Genomic DNA, 15,056 nt, shown 5'->3' on the forward strand with positions numbered 1-15,056 from the left:
TGTTTACACAGGAGGAGTTCGCTATGGCCGACCACACGTTGTGGCATGAAACACTGCATGACCAGTTTGGTCAGTATTTTGCCGTTGATAACGTGCTCTATCATGAGAAAACCGATCACCAGGATCTGATCATCTTCGAGAATGCCGCCTTTGGCCGCGTCATGGCGCTGGACGGCGTCGTGCAAACGACCGAGCGAGATGAGTTTATCTATCATGAGATGATGACCCACGTCCCGCTGCTGGCGCACGGTCACGCGAAGCATGTCCTGATTATCGGCGGTGGCGACGGCGCAATGCTGCGTGAAGTTTCCCGCCATCGTTCCATTGAAACCATCACCATGGTGGAAATCGATGCGGGCGTCGTCTCTTTCTGCCGCCAGTACCTGCCCAACCACAACGCCGGTAGCTATGACGATCCGCGCTTTAGCCTGGTGATTGACGACGGCGTTAACTTTGTTAACCAGACCTCGCAGACCTTTGACGTTATTATCTCCGACTGCACCGACCCTATCGGCCCCGGCGCGTCGCTGTTTACCTCCTCCTTCTACGAAGGCTGCAAGCGCTGCCTGAACCCGGGCGGGATCTTCGTCGCACAAAATGGCGTCTGCTTCCTGCAGCAGGATGAGGCGCTCGACAGCCATCGTAAGCTAAGCACCTATTTCGATGATGTCAGCTTCTATCAGGCGGCTATTCCGACGTACTACGGCGGGATCATGACCTTTGCCTGGGCGACGGATAACGACGTATTACGTCATCTCTCCACCGAAATTATTCAGGCCCGCTTCCATCAGGCCCGCTTCCATCAGGCCGGTCTTCAGTGCCGATACTACAATCCGGCAATTCACACCGCAGCGTTTGCCCTGCCGCAGTACCTGCAGGACGCATTATCCACTAAGGGGGTGAGCTAATTGAAAAAGCTTAAACTGCATGGCTTTAACAACCTGACGAAAAGCCTGAGTTTTTGTATTTACGATATCTGCTATGCCAAAACAGCGGAAGAACGCGATGGTTACATCGCCTATATAGACGAACTCTACAACGCCAACCGTCTGACCGAGATCCTGTCAGAAACCTGTTCCATTATCGGCGCAAACATCCTGAACATCGCCCGGCAGGATTATGAACCCCAGGGCGCCAGCGTGACCATACTGGTCAGCGAAGAGCCGGTCGATCCTAAGCTTATAGACAAAACGGAACATCCGGGCCCGCTGCCGGAAGTGGTTGTTGCCCACCTTGATAAAAGCCATATCTGCGTCCATACCTACCCGGAGAGTCACCCGGAAGGTGGGCTGTGTACGTTCCGCGCCGATATCGAAGTGTCGACCTGCGGCGTGATTTCCCCGCTGAACGCGCTGAACTATTTAATCCACCAGTTGGAATCGGACATCGTCACCATTGACTATCGCGTGCGTGGTTTTACCCGTGATATCAACGGCATGAAGCACTTCATCGACCATGAGATTAACTCTATTCAGAACTTTATGTCCGACGACATGAAATCGCTGTACGACATGATGGACGTGAACGTGTATCAGGAAAACATCTTCCATACCAAGATGTTACTGAAGGAATTCGACCTTAAGCACTATATGTTCCACACGAAGCCGGAAGATTTGAGCGAAGAAGAGCGTAAGGCGATTACTGACCTGCTCTGGAAAGAGATGCGCGAGATCTACTACGGCCGTAATATTCCGGCCGTGTAAACGTAAACCGGAGCAGGGATGCTCCGGTCTGTTATTTCTGTTTCATGAAGTCGCGGTATGCGTTCACTACCTGAAGGAAGTCTTCCACGCCGCACATCGACAGGCTCTCTTCGTCGTAGTAGCTCATTCCCTCTTCCATCTCATCGCCTGAAAACTCGAGCTGGTTGGCGCGCACCATCACCTCTTCACCGTCCATCCACAGCGTGTATTCATGCCCGGCGCGCTGCCAGGAGCGTTCACTGCCTTTCACCGTATTTGCCGCCTGTTCAACCTCATCAAGAAGTGCGAGATTATCTTTCACCTCTTCGTTAAACCAGTGTCCAACGGCTTCGTGGCCCATCGACATACGCACTTTCACCACTCCGGTGATGTCGCGCAGAAATTCGTAATCCATAGTGTTTTCCTCTGCAAAGCCATTAGGGTAATTATCGCAGCAGCGAGGAAGAAAAAAAGCGTGAGAGGTGGGAGGAATGAAAATAAAAAAACCCACCGACGTTGCGATGGGTTTTGTAGGCCCGGTAAGCGAAGCGCCACCGGGCAATGGGTCAGGTGCGGAGCGGCCTGATGCCCTCACCCCGTCCCTCTCCCACGGGAGAGGGTGCAAACACTAAAAACCGTCTCTATGAGACGGTTTTGCTGTTTATACCGCGGTCTGGAAGATAACCCCGTCGGCCTTCTCGGTGTACTGAGAGAGCTGGTCGAAGTTCAGATAGCGATAGGTATCCACCGCAGTCTTATCCACCTGAGCCACAAAGGTCTGGTACTCTTCCGGCGTTGGCAGTTTGCCGATCAGCGCCGCAACCGCCGCCAGCTCCGCAGAGGCCAGGAAGACGTTCGCACCGGTACCTAAACGGTTCGGGAAGTTACGGGTAGAGGTGGAGACCACCGTCGCACCGTCGGCTACGCGCGCCTGGTTGCCCATGCACAGGGAACAGCCAGGGATTTCGATACGCGCACCGCTCTTACCAAACACGCTGTAGTAGCCCTCTTCGGTCAGCTGAGCCGCGTCCATACGGGTTGGCGGCGCCACCCACAGACGGGTTGGCAGCTGGCCTTTGTGGGTATCCAGCAGCTTACCGGCAGCACGGAAGTGACCGATGTTGGTCATGCAGGAGCCGATAAACACTTCGTCGATCTTCTCGCCCTGAACCTCAGACAGCGGACGCGCGTCGTCCGGATCGTTCGGTGCACACAGGATTGGCTCTTTGATATCCGCCAGATCGATGTCGATCACCGCCGCGTAGTCTGCGTCAGCATCGGCTTCCAGCAGCTGCGGATCGGCCAGCCATTTTTCCATGCCCTGGATACGACGCTCGAGCGTACGACGGTCGCCGTAGCCTTCTGCAATCATCCACTTCAGCAGCACGATGTTAGAGCTCAGATACTCAATAATCGGCTCTTTGTTCAGCTTGATGGTACAGCCCGCCGCAGAACGCTCGGCGGAGGCATCGGTCAGCTCGAACGCCTGCTCAACTTTCAGATCCGGCAGACCTTCAATTTCCAGGATGCGGCCAGAGAAGATGTTTTTCTTCCCTTTCTTCTCAACGGTCAGCAGGCCCTGTTTAATCGCATACAGCGGGATCGCGTGAACCAGGTCGCGCAGGGTGATACCCGGCTGCATTTTACCTTTGAAGCGCACCAGCACCGATTCCGGCATATCCAGCGGCATCACGCCGGTCGCAGCAGCAAACGCCACCAGACCAGAGCCCGCCGGGAAGGAGATACCGATTGGGAAACGGGTATGGGAGTCACCGCCGGTACCCACGGTATCCGGCAGCAGCATGCGGTTCAGCCAGGAGTGGATGACGCCGTCACCCGGACGCAGGGACACGCCGCCGCGGTTCATGATGAAGTCTGGCAGCGTGTGGTGCGTGGTCACGTCAACCGGCTTCGGATAGGCCGCCGTGTGGCAGAAGGACTGCATTACCAGGTCAGACGAGAAGCCCAGGCACGCCAAGTCTTTCAGTTCGTCACGGGTCATTGGGCCAGTGGTATCCTGAGAGCCCACGGAGGTCATCTTCGGTTCGCAGTATGCGCCCGGACGCACGCCGGCGACGCCGCATGCGCGACCGACCATTTTCTGCGCCAGAGAGTAGCCGCGGCTGCTTTCCGCCACGTCTTTCGCCTGACGGAAAACGTCGGAGTGCGGCAGACCCAGCGCTTCACGCGCTTTGGTGGTCAGGCCACGACCGATGATCAGCGGAATACGGCCACCGGCGCGCACTTCGTCGATCAGCACGTCGGTTTTCAGCTCGAAGCTTGCCAGCAGTTCGTTGGTCTCGTGGTTACGCACTTCGCCTTTGAACGGATAGACGTCAATCACGTCGCCCATGTTCAGGTTATTCACGTCGACTTCGATTGGCAGTGCGCCCGCATCTTCCATGGTGTTGAAGAAGATCGGTGCAATTTTACCGCCGAGGCACAGGCCGCCGCCGCGCTTGTTCGGCACGTGAGGGATGTCGTCGCCCATGAACCACAGCACGGAGTTGGTTGCGGACTTACGGGAAGAACCGGTACCCACAACGTCGCCCACGTAGGCCAGCGGGTAACCTTTCTCCTGCAGGGCTTCGATCTGTTTGATTGGACCGACGCTGCCCGGCTGATCCGGCTCAATACCTTCACGGGCGTTTTTCAGCATCGCCAGGGCGTGCAGAGGGATATCCGGGCGAGACCACGCGTCCGGTGCCGGAGAGAGGTCATCGGTGTTGGTTTCACCGGTCACTTTAAAGACGGTAACGGTGATTTTTTCAGCCAGAGCAGGACGGTTCAGGAACCATTCGGCATCAGCCCAGGACTGCATCACCTGCTTCGCATAGACGTTGCCTGCTTTGGCTTTTTCTTCTACATCGTAGAAGTTATCGAACATCAGCAGCGTGGAAGAGAGCGCTTTAGCGGCAATCGGTGCCAGCTTGTCGTTGTCCAGCGCGTCAATCAGCGGATGAATGTTGTAACCACCCTGCATGGTGCCGAGCAGTTCAATGGCTTTTTCAGGAGTAACCAGTGGGGAGGTGGCTTCGCCTTTGGCGATAGCAGCAAGGAATCCGGCTTTTACGTAGGCAGCTTCATCTACGCCAGGCGGTACGCGGTTGATCAGCAGATCTAACAGGAATTCTTCTTCGCCCTTGGGCGGGTTCTTCAGCAGCTCGACGAGCGCGGCCATTTGGGTTGCATCTAAAGGTTTGGGTACAATTCCCTCGGCGGCACGTTCTGCTACGTGCTTACGGTATTCTTCTAGCACGACGGTTCTCCTCGCTCTCATTGTCATATGCGGCGGGCGTTCTCTTCACGCTCCTGTGAGACAGCAGTTTGTAGGGTAAATGCCCGATACCGCGTCGGGCAGCATAGCAGGATTTCTACACAGTGTTAATCCGTTTACAAAAAGCAACATTAAAAAATTTGCTGAATCGTTAAGCATGGTGTAGCGACGACTTAGGGCATCGTTATGCGGTTTCTTATGCACCGTGACGCTTCAGTTTTTTCTCCATCAGATATAATTGTGTAATAAATGCACACACTCTTTATCCGGATGTACCGGACGCTTCCCAATAAAAGTCAAAACAGTAAAAGACGGGTGAATAATACTCACGCCAACCGTAACGCCTCACGGCACAGCGCTTGTCTCGTTGGAGTCATTTTATGAAGTTGCCCTTAAAGCCACATCTGCTCGTCCTTCTGTGCAGTGCCGGGCTGTTTGCCGCCTCAGGCGTGATGTTTGTCAAAGGCCGCGCCACGGAGCCCGCTGCGCCGGCTCCCGTCGCACAACAACCGGCTGCACCTGCGCCTGCCGCAGCCCTGCCCGCCCCTGTTGTCGCGCCAACCTACACTGCCGCGCAAATCGATCAATGGGTTGCTCCCATCGCGCTCTACCCGGATGCCCTGCTGTCGCAAATTTTAATGGCGTCGACCTATCCGGCCAACGTGATCCAGGCGGCGCAGTGGTCCAAAGACAACCCTAAAATGGAAGGAGACGCCGCGATTCAGGCCGTTGCCAGCCAGCCCTGGGATCCCAGCGTAAAATCGCTGGTCGCGTTTCCTCAGCTTATGTCCCTGATGGGTGAAAACCCGCCGTGGGTACAAAATCTGGGTGATGCGTTTCTCGCGCAGCCGAAGGACGTGATGGATTCCGTTCAGCGCCTGCGCGCGCTGGCGCAGAAGACCGGCGCTTTACAATCCACGCCTCAGCAGACGGTCACCACCGTGACAAAACCGGCCCCAGCGAAAACCAGCACCACTGAGACAACGACAGCCACGACGTCCGCGCCCGCCCCAACGGTAATCAAAATTGAATCTGCCGATCCGCAGGTGGTTTACGTCCCTACCTATAACCCCAATACGGTTTACGGGACCTGGCCAAACACCGCCTATCCGCCCACCTATCTCCCGCCTACACCCGGGGAGCAGTTTGGCAACAGCTTCGTAAACGGTTTAGGCTTCAGCCTGGGCGTTGCCACAACCTATGCCATCTTCAGCAACATCGACTGGGATGATGACGATGACTGGGATCATCACCATGGCGACGGGGATAATCACGGCGGCTATAACCGCAACGGTGATAACAATATCAATATCAACGTTGAGAACTTCAATAAAATCAGCGGACAGCGTCTGACGGACGCCAACCGCACCTGGCAGCACAACCCGGCCTATCGGGAAGGCGTGCCCTACCCGACTAACCAGCTCAACTCTCGCTTCCACTCCACCAGCACGGCGACAGGGCTCAGCTCAACGCAGCAAAAACCGGTTAACCGCGATAGCCAGCGTCAGGCCGCGCTGAGCCAGATGGAAAAATCCACGGGCAAAACCTTCCCCCAAACGGCGCGCACCGGAACGAAAGATGTGCAGCGTCAGGCCTCAAGCGAACAGCTGAAGCAGATTTCGCAGCGCAACAACTACCGTGGCTACGACACCAAACCGCAGACGGCGAAGCGGAGCACCGCGCAGCAGCGAGAAAACCGCCAGACCACCGCGCAGAGACAAGAGAAGCGGGCTTCGCAGCCCGCGCAGCAACGCTCTCTCCAGCAGCGAAACAGTCAGCCGCGGGCCAATGCGCTGAGCGGTAACGACAGCCGCTCCGCGAACTGGCAGGCGCAGCAGCAGCGCGGTGCGCAAAGCAGACAGCTCGCTGCCCGCCAGCAGCAGCCGCGTCAGGCATCTGGTGGACGTAGTGAACGCCGTGAAATTCGACATCGCTAAGGGAACCGACATGAAAAGTAAACTACTCAGTGGAATGGTGTTGTTCATGCTTTCGGCCTCGGTGATGGCGCAGCAGTCCTTTAGCACACCCGATCGGGCAACCGATGCGCTGACCAAAGCCATTAGTGAGCAAAATGAGAGCGCGATGACCAACCTGCTTGGAGAAAACTGGCGCGATTTTCTGCCCCCTGAAGGCGTTGATCCGGATGCGGTCGACCGCTTCCTGCGCGACTGGAACGTCCGTCACAACACGGTTGTCGAAGGGGATACGGCGCATCTGGTTGTCGGAGACAGCGGCTGGCAGCTTCCCATCCCGGTGATCAAAACCGCTGCCGGCTGGCAGTTCGATATCAAAGAAGGGGCTGAAGAGATCCTGACCCGCGAAATTGGGCGTAACGAGCTCGCCGCCATTGAAGCCTTACATGCCTATGTTGATGCACAGCAAAGCTATTTTGCGATGAACCAGACATACGCGCAGAAGATTGTCAGCTCGAAAGGCAAAAAAGACGGTTTGTACTGGCCAGCCTCGCCCGGCGAAGCGCCCAGCCCCCTCGGCCCGGCGTTTAGCCCGAAAGAGCCAGGTACCGGCTATCACGGCTATCGCTTTCGAATTCTGCCGGATAATCACGGTTTCGCGATGGTTGCCTGGCCGGTCAGCTATGGTCAGACGGGCGTAATGAGCTTTGTGATAAACCAGGATGACAAGGTGTACCAGTCCGATCTCGGCAGCGATTCAGAGCAAAAAGCCCAGGCGCTAGCCGCCTATAGCCCTGATAAAACCTGGCAGCCGGTGGCACCCTAAACGCAGCGCATAAAAAAAGCGGCCTATGGCCGCTTTTTTTTATCTGAAGAAACTTATTTCTTCTTCGCTTTCGCGTTTGGCAGGTCGGTGATGCTGCCTTCAAACACTTCTGCCGCCAGGCCAACAGACTCGTGCAGAGTCGGGTGAGCGTGGATGGTCAGCGCGATGTCTTCAGCGTCGCAGCCCATTTCGATAGCCAGACCGATTTCACCCAGCAGCTCGCCGCCGTTGGTACCGACAATCGCACCACCGATAACGCGGTGAGTCTCTTTGTCGAAGATCAGTTTGGTCATACCGTCAGCGCAGTCGGACGCGATAGCACGGCCAGAAGCAGCCCACGGGAAGGTGGCGGTTTCGTAGCTGATGCCTTTCTCTTTCGCTTCTTTCTCGGTCAGACCCACCCATGCCACTTCTGGCTCGGTATACGCGATAGATGGGATGACTTTCGGATCGAAGTAGTGCTTCATGCCGGCGATAACTTCAGCGGCAACGTGACCTTCGTGAACACCTTTGTGTGCCAGCATTGGCTGACCGACGATATCGCCGATAGCAAAGATGTGCGGCACGTTAGTGCGCAGCTGTTTGTCAACGCGGATAAAGCCACGGTCGTCCACTTCCACGCCAGCTTTGCCCGCGTCGAGGTTTTTACCGTTCGGCACACGGCCGATAGCCACCAGCACGGCGTCGTAACGCTGTGGTTCGGATGGGGCTTTTTTGCCTTCCATGGAAACGTAAATACCGTCTTCTTTCGCTTCAACGGCAGTCACTTTGGTTTCCAGCATCAGGTTGAATTTTTTGCTGATGCGTTTGGTGAAGACTTTAACGATGTCTTTGTCAGCGGCCGGGATAACCTGGTCGAACATTTCAACCACGTCGATCTCTGAACCCAGCGCATGGTACACGGTACCCATTTCCAGACCGATGATACCGCCGCCCATGACCAGCAGACGCTTAGGAACGGTTTTCAGCTCCAGTGCATCGGTGGAATCCCACACGCGTGGATCTTCATGCGGAATGAATGGCAGTTCGATTGGGCGAGAGCCTGCCGCGATGATCGCGTTGTCGAAGTTGATCACGGTTTTGCCGTTTTCACCTTCCACTTCCAGGGTGTTCGCACCGGTGAATTTACCCAGACCGTTTACCACTTTTACCTTACGGCCTTTGGCCATACCCGCCAGACCGCCGGTCAGCTGAGTGATAACTTTCTCTTTCCAGGTACGAATTTTGTCGATATCGGTTTTCGGCTCGCCGAAGACGATACCGTGTTCAGCCAGCGCTTTGGCTTCTTCGATAACTTTCGCTACGTGCAGCAGCGCTTTAGAAGGGATACAGCCGACGTTCAGACAAACACCGCCGAGGGTGCTGTAACGTTCTACGATGACGGTTTCCAGACCTAAATCCGCTGCGCGGAATGCTGCGGAGTAACCTGCTGGGCCTGCCCCAAGTACTACGACCTGAGTTTTGATTTCTGTGCTCATCATGACCTCTTAATTTATACCCGTCGTCCACCGGGTCGTTCTATCCGCCCGCAGTTTACAAAATTGTTAACAATTTTGAAACAACAAACGGCTCACGAATTGTCGCTTTCGCCAATAACCTCACAAACTCCATGAGATTATCAGAAAAAAGCCGGCCGATTGGCCGGCTTTTCGATTACATCACCAGGCGGCGAATGTCGCTCAGGGTGTTGTTGATGATGGTGATGAAGCGCGCACCATCAGCACCGTCGATCACGCGGTGGTCGAAGGACAGAGAGATTGGCATCATCAGACGCGGCACGAACTCTTTGCCATTCCACACTGGCTCCATCGCGGACTTGGACACACCGAGGATAGCCACTTCCGGCGCGTTCACGATCGGCGCGAAGTGGGTGGTACCCAGGCCGCCGATGCTGGAGATAGTGAAGCAGCCGCCCTGCATTTCGCCGGCAGTCAGCTTACCATCACGCGCTTTCTTGGAGATCACGGTCAGTTCACGGGACAGCTCAGTGATGCTCTTCTTGTTCACGTCTTTGAAGACCGGAACAACCAGACCATTTGGCGTATCAACCGCAACACCGATGTTGATGTATTTCTTCAGCGTCAGCTTCTGACCGTCTTCGGACAGGGAGCTGTTGAAGCGCGGCATCTGCTCAAGGGCAGCGGCAACGGCTTTCATGATGAAGACGACTGGGGTGAATTTCACGTCCAGTTTGCGCTTCTCAGCTTCGGCGTTCTGCTGTTTGCGGAACGCTTCCAGATCGGTGATATCGGTTTTGTCGAAGTGCGTAACGTGCGGGATCATCACCCAGTTACGGCTCAGGTTAGCACCAGAGATTTTCTGGATGCGGCCCAGCTCCACTTCTTCGATTTCGCCGAACTTGCTGAAGTCCACTTTCGGCCATGGCAGCATGCCCGGGATACCGCCGCCAGCGGCTGCAGAAGGTGCAGCTTCGGCGCGTTTCACCGCGTCTTTCACGTAGGTCTGAACGTCTTCGCGCAGGATACGACCCTTACGGCCGGTCCCTTTCACTTTCGCCAGGTTTACACCGAATTCGCGCGCCAGGCGACGAATCAGCGGGGTAGCGTGGACGTAAGCGTCGTTTTCAGCGAACTCAGATTTTTCTGCTTTAGCAGCAGGGGCAGCGGCTGGTTTAGCAGCCTGAGCCGGTGCAGCAGCAGGTGCTGGAGCGGCAGCCGGAGCTGCGGCAGGCGCAGCGCCTTCCACTTCGAAGACCATGATCAGAGAGCCGGTAGACACTTTGTCGCCGGTGCTGATTTTGATCTCTTTAACGGTGCCCGCGAACGGCGCAGGCACTTCCATGGAAGCCTTGTCGCCTTCAACGGTGATCAGTGACTGTTCAGCGGCAACTTTGTCGCCCACTTTCACCATCACTTCGGTCACTTCAACTTCGTCACCGCCGATGTCCGGTACGTTAACGTCTTTCGCGCCGCCAGCAGCTGCTGGTGCAGCAGCCGGAGCCGGAGCAGCGGCCTGCGCTGGCGCGGCGGCAGGCGCAGCACCCGCCACTTCGAAGACCATGATCAGGGAGCCGGTAGACACTTTGTCGCCGGTGTTGATCTTGATCTCTTTAACGGTACCGGCGAACGGAGCTGGCACTTCCATAGAGGCTTTGTCGCCTTCTACGGTGATCAGTGACTGCTCGGCCGCAACGGTGTCGCCCACTTTCACCAGGATTTCAGTGACTTCAACTTCGTCACCGCCGATGTCAGGCACGTTGACTTCTTTCGCGCTCGCGGCAGCTGCTGGAGCAGCGGCAGCCGGAGCGGCTTTCTTCTCTTCCTGCGCAGGTGCAGCAGCTGCTGCACCGTCGGCGGAATCGAAAATCATGATCAGTTTGCCGGTCTCGGTTTTATCGCCAACAGAGACTTTGATCTCTTTAACGATGCCAGCCTGAGGAGACGGGACTTCCATAGAGGCTTTGTCGCCTTCTACGGTGATCAGCGACTGTTCAGCTTCAACTTTGTCGCCTACTTTGACCAGGATCTCGGTGATTTCAACTTCATCAGCCCCGATGTCCGGTACATTGATTTCGATAGCCATTATTCTTTTACCTCTTACGCCAGACGCGGGTTAACTTTTTCTGCATCGATGTTGAATTTGGTGATTGCGTCCGCAACCACTTTCTTATCGATTTCGCCACGTTTAGCCAGTTCGCCCAGTGCTGCTACAACCACGTAAGAAGCATCAACTTCGAAGTGGTGACGCAGGTTTTCGCGGCTGTCAGAACGACCGAAGCCGTCAGTACCCAGAACGCGATAATCATCAGCTGGAACGTAAGTACGAACCTGCTCTGCGAACAGTTTCATATAGTCAGTAGACGCCACCGCTGGCGCGTCGTTCATCACCTGAGCGATGTACGGAACGCGTGGGGTTTCCATTGGGTGCAGCATGTTCCAACGCTCACAATCCTGGCCGTCGCGCGCCAGTTCAGTGAAGGAAGTCACAGAGTACACATCGGAACCCACACCGTAGTCTTTCGCCAGGATCTGTGCCGCTTCACGTACGTGACGCAGGATAGAACCGGAGCCCAGCAGCTGAACTTTACCTTTGCGACCTTCGAGGGTTTCGAGTTTGTAGATACCTTTACGGATACCTTCCTCGGCACCTGCTGGCATTGCCGGCATGTGGTAGTTTTCGTTCAGGGTGGTGATGTAGTAGTAAATGTTCTCTTGCGCTTCACCGTACATGCGCTGCAGACCGTCATGCATGATGACTGCCACTTCGTACGCGTAAGACGGGTCGTAAGAGATACAGTTAGGGATAGTCAGAGACTGAATGTGGCTGTGGCCATCTTCGTGCTGCAGACCTTCACCGTTCAGGGTCGTACGACCGGAGGTACCGCCTACCAGGAAGCCGCGAGCCTGCTGGTCGCCTGCCTGCCAGCACAGGTCACCGATACGCTGGAACCCGAACATGGAGTAGTAAATGTAGAACGGGATCATCGGCAGGTTGTTGGTGCTGTAAGAGGTCGCAGCAGCCAGCCAGGATGCGCCTGCGCCCAGCTCGTTGATACCTTCCTGCAGGATCTGACCTTTCTCGTCTTCTTTGTAGTATGCAACCTGCTCACGGTCCTGCGGGGTGTACTGCTGGCCGTTCGGGCTGTAGATACCGATCTGACGGAACAGACCTTCCATACCGAAAGTACGCGCTTCGTCGGCGATGATTGGAACCAGGCGATCTTTGATCGACTTGTTCTTCAGCATCACGTTCAGGGCACGAACGAAAGCGATAGTGGTAGAGATCTCTTTGTTCTGCTCTTCCAGCAGCTGAGAGAAATCTTCCAGCGCTGGCAGTTCCAGCTTCTCGGTGAAGTTTGGCTGACGAGCCGGCAGGTAGCCTTTCAGCGCCTGACGACGTTCGTGCAGGTACTTGTGCTCTTCAGAGCCTTCCGGGAAGGTGATGTAAGACAGGTTTTCTACCTGCTCATCGGTCACTGGAACGTTGAAACGGTCGCGGATATAACGCACGCCGTCCATGTTCATTTTCTTAACCTGGTGAGCGATGTTTTTACCTTCTGCGGTATCACCCATGCCGTAACCTTTGATGGTGTGGGCCAGGATTACAGTCGCTTTACCTTTGGTTTCACGCGCTTTTTTCAGTGCAGCGTAGACTTTCTTCGGATCGTGACCACCGCGGTTCAGAGCCCAGATCTGCTCGTCAGTCCAGTCTGCAACCAGTGCTGCGGTTTCAGGGTATTTGCCGAAGAAGTGCTCGCGAACGTAGGCACCGTCTTTGGATTTGAAGGTCTGGTAGTCGCCGTCAACGGTTTCGTTCATCAGCTGGATCAGCTTACCGCTGGTGTCTTTACGCAGCAGCTCATCCCAACGACCGCCCCACATGACCTTGATCACGTTCCAGCCAGCACCCGCGAAGATGCCTTCCAGTTCGTTGATGATCTTGCCGTTGCCGGTTACCGGACCATCCAGACGCTGCAGGTTACAGTTGATGATGAAGCACAGGTTGTCCAGCTTCTCACGGGTAGCGATGGTGATCGCACCTTTGGATTCTGGCTCATCCATTTCGCCGTCGCCCAGGAAGGCGTAAACGGTCTGCTCAGAGGTGTCTTTCAGACCACGGTGTTCCAGATATTTCAGGAATTTAGCCTGATAGATCGCACCGATTGGACCCAGACCCATAGATACGGTCGGGAACTGCCAGAATTCAGGCATCAGTTTAGGGTGCGGGTAAGAAGACAGACCTTTACCGTGAACTTCCTGACGGAAGTTGTTCATCTGCTCTTCAGTCAGACGACCTTCCAGGAATGCACGTGCATAGATGCCCGGAGAGATGTGGCCCTGGAAGTACACCAGATCGCCGCCGTCTTTCTCGTTCGCTGCACGGAAGAAGTGGTTGAAGCACACTTCGTAAACGGTCGCAGAAGACTGGAAGGACGCCATGTGGCCACCCAGTTCCAGGTCTTTCTTGGATGCGCGCAGAACGGTCATGATGGCGTTCCAGCGGATTGCAGAACGGATACGACGTTCCAGATCCAGATTGCCCGGGTATTCCGGTTCGTCTTCGACGGCAATCGTGTTTACGTAGTTGCTAGCCCCTGCACCTGAAGCAACCTTCACACCGCCTTTGCGGGCTTCAGAAAGCAGCTGATCAATCAGATACTGAGCGCGCTCAACACCTTCTTCACGGATGACCGATTCGATCGCCTGTAGCCAGTCGCGAGTTTCGATCGGATCCACGTCATTTTGGAGACGTTCTGACATGGGGGTATTCCTTATCTATCTAATACGTTGATTTGTCTGGAACCTGTCCCATTGTGCTCTTGGGCAAGAACACAATAAGACAGGTTCTGCGTTTAGTTGCCGCGCTCTAAAAGTACCTGGCGCTTAATCCTTTCGTTGCTGTATGCGGCGTAATGAACGTTCGCGACGCGATTGTTCACGGCTGCGGTCCAGCAAGATTTCCTCAATGAAAGCCAGATGTCGGTGCGACGCTTCGCGCGCCTGCTCCGGTTCCCCGGCCATTATCGCCTCGAATACTCGGGTGCGATGGTTGCTTACCAGTGGGAGCATGTCCCGACGGGCATACAACAATTCAAAATTCTGACGAACGTTCTGGGCCAGCATGGGCTCCATGCAGCGTAGCAGATGGAGGAGCACCACGTTGTGGGCCGCTTCGGTGACGGCGATTTGATACTGGACGACGGCGCTGGACTCGGCGTCTAAATCGCCGGACTGCTGTGCCCGTTCAATGGCCTGATGCAGCTCGCGGATACGCACGCGATCTTCATCAGTGCTGCGAAGGGCGGCGTAATAGGCCGCAATACCTTCAAGCGCGTGACGGGTCTCAAGCAGGTCAAACTGGGATTCTGGGTGGTCAGAGAGAAGTTCTACCAGCGGATCGCTGAAGCTCTGCCACAGGCTGTTTTGCACAAAGGTTCCGCCGCCCTGGCGACGAAGCAGCAAGCCCTTTGCTTCGAGACGTTGAATCGCCTCACGCAGAGAGGGACGTGAAACGTCGAACTGTTTTGCCAGCTCGCGTTCTGGCGGAAGTTTCTCACCCGGGCGCAGAGTCCCTTCGAGGATTAAAAACTCCAGCTGCTGCTCAATCACATCAGATAGTTTTGGTTGGCGAATTTTGCTGTAGGCCATATTCCCTGTCTTACGCCTTTTTGCCCGGAGTCAATTGGTCTTACCAATTTCTATTTCGTATCGCTAAAGTAACAAAGTATTCACCTTCTGTCCATATTGGTTTTGATTGAAATCAGTAAACCCTGCACATTTTAACAACCTTACAGAAATAACGTTTCAGAAATGTAACTTTGCACAAATGAGTTGATTACTCCTTAAGAGGGAGTTTTAACCATAATGAAACGAGGGTTTTTACAATCTGAAGCGATT

Annotated in this window: 10 protein-coding genes; 4 read left to right on the forward strand and 6 right to left on the reverse strand. The window is 55.3% G+C overall.

Going from position 1 to position 15,056, the window contains the following annotated elements; genetic code table 11:
* Positions 1-23 precede the first annotated feature (23 nt).
* Together speE and speD are read left to right on the forward strand one after the other, a co-directional pair.
* Entirely contained in the window at positions 24-908 is an 885-nt protein-coding gene (gene speE, locus V4835_RS19650; protein ID WP_331413357.1) for a polyamine aminopropyltransferase, read from the forward strand.
* Complete coding sequence (gene speD / locus V4835_RS19655) at positions 909-1,703, forward strand: adenosylmethionine decarboxylase (protein ID WP_023334531.1); 795 nt, start codon at positions 909-911, stop codon at positions 1,701-1,703.
* 31 nt (positions 1,704-1,734) lie between these two features.
* Here speD and yacL read toward each other — a convergent pair whose 3' ends face one another.
* Both yacL and acnB read right to left on the reverse strand, forming a co-directional pair.
* Positions 1,735-2,097: a protein YacL gene (gene yacL, locus V4835_RS19660; protein ID WP_331413358.1), complete on the reverse strand. Its 363-nt coding sequence runs from the start codon at positions 2,095-2,097 to the stop codon at positions 1,735-1,737.
* A gap of 246 nt (positions 2,098-2,343) precedes the next feature.
* Positions 2,344-4,941, reverse strand: coding sequence for a bifunctional aconitate hydratase 2/2-methylisocitrate dehydratase (gene acnB, locus V4835_RS19665; protein WP_331413360.1), 2,598 nt, complete (start codon positions 4,939-4,941; stop codon positions 2,344-2,346).
* Positions 4,942-5,339: 398 nt separating this feature from the next.
* Between acnB and V4835_RS19670 the strand changes: the two genes are divergently transcribed.
* Both V4835_RS19670 and V4835_RS19675 read left to right on the forward strand, forming a co-directional pair.
* The gene (locus V4835_RS19670) at positions 5,340-6,896 is read left to right on the forward strand and encodes a DUF3300 domain-containing protein (protein ID WP_331413362.1); all 1,557 of its coding nucleotides are present in this window, start codon (positions 5,340-5,342) and stop codon (positions 6,894-6,896) included.
* Positions 6,897-6,906: 10 nt separating this feature from the next.
* Positions 6,907-7,698: a DUF2950 family protein gene (locus V4835_RS19675; protein ID WP_331413363.1), complete on the forward strand. Its 792-nt coding sequence runs from the start codon at positions 6,907-6,909 to the stop codon at positions 7,696-7,698.
* Between the two features lie 53 nt (positions 7,699-7,751).
* Here V4835_RS19675 and lpdA read toward each other — a convergent pair whose 3' ends face one another.
* From lpdA to pdhR, 4 genes are all read right to left on the reverse strand, one after another.
* Positions 7,752-9,176 carry a dihydrolipoyl dehydrogenase gene (gene lpdA, locus V4835_RS19680; RefSeq protein ID WP_003856313.1) on the reverse strand — a complete coding sequence of 475 codons (1,425 nt, stop codon included), beginning with the start codon at positions 9,174-9,176 and terminating at the stop codon, positions 7,752-7,754.
* A 175-nt stretch (positions 9,177-9,351) separates the two neighbouring features.
* Positions 9,352-11,241: a pyruvate dehydrogenase complex dihydrolipoyllysine-residue acetyltransferase gene (gene aceF, locus V4835_RS19685; RefSeq protein ID WP_331413364.1), complete on the reverse strand. Its 1,890-nt coding sequence runs from the start codon at positions 11,239-11,241 to the stop codon at positions 9,352-9,354.
* 14 nt (positions 11,242-11,255) lie between these two features.
* Complete coding sequence (gene aceE / locus V4835_RS19690) at positions 11,256-13,919, reverse strand: pyruvate dehydrogenase (acetyl-transferring), homodimeric type (protein ID WP_331413365.1); 2,664 nt, start codon at positions 13,917-13,919, stop codon at positions 11,256-11,258.
* A 123-nt stretch (positions 13,920-14,042) separates the two neighbouring features.
* Complete coding sequence (gene pdhR / locus V4835_RS19695) at positions 14,043-14,807, reverse strand: pyruvate dehydrogenase complex transcriptional repressor PdhR (protein ID WP_008501960.1); 765 nt, start codon at positions 14,805-14,807, stop codon at positions 14,043-14,045.
* Between the last annotated feature and the right edge of the window lie 249 nt (positions 14,808-15,056).

This window comes from Enterobacter cloacae complex sp. CARB60 (genome assembly GCF_036487345.1).
GTDB lineage: Bacteria > Pseudomonadota > Gammaproteobacteria > Enterobacterales > Enterobacteriaceae > Enterobacter > Enterobacter asburiae_D.

Bases quoted from the DNA above. Each gene is read 5' to 3' on its own strand.
- speE (WP_331413357.1), top strand. From the start codon at position 24: ATGGCCGACCACACGTTGTGGCATGAAACACTGCATGACCAGTTTGGT.
- lpdA (WP_003856313.1), bottom strand. From the start codon at position 9,176: ATGAGCACAGAAATCAAAACTCAGGTCGTAGTACTTGGGGCAGGCCCA.
- yacL (WP_331413358.1), bottom strand. From the start codon at position 2,097: ATGGATTACGAATTTCTGCGCGACATCACCGGAGTGGTGAAAGTGCGT.
- pdhR (WP_008501960.1), bottom strand. From the start codon at position 14,807: ATGGCCTACAGCAAAATTCGCCAACCAAAACTATCTGATGTGATTGAG.
- aceE (WP_331413365.1), bottom strand. From the start codon at position 13,919: ATGTCAGAACGTCTCCAAAATGACGTGGATCCGATCGAAACTCGCGAC.
- V4835_RS19675 (WP_331413363.1), top strand. From the start codon at position 6,907: ATGAAAAGTAAACTACTCAGTGGAATGGTGTTGTTCATGCTTTCGGCC.
- aceF (WP_331413364.1), bottom strand. From the start codon at position 11,241: ATGGCTATCGAAATCAATGTACCGGACATCGGGGCTGATGAAGTTGAA.
- V4835_RS19670 (WP_331413362.1), top strand. From the start codon at position 5,340: ATGAAGTTGCCCTTAAAGCCACATCTGCTCGTCCTTCTGTGCAGTGCC.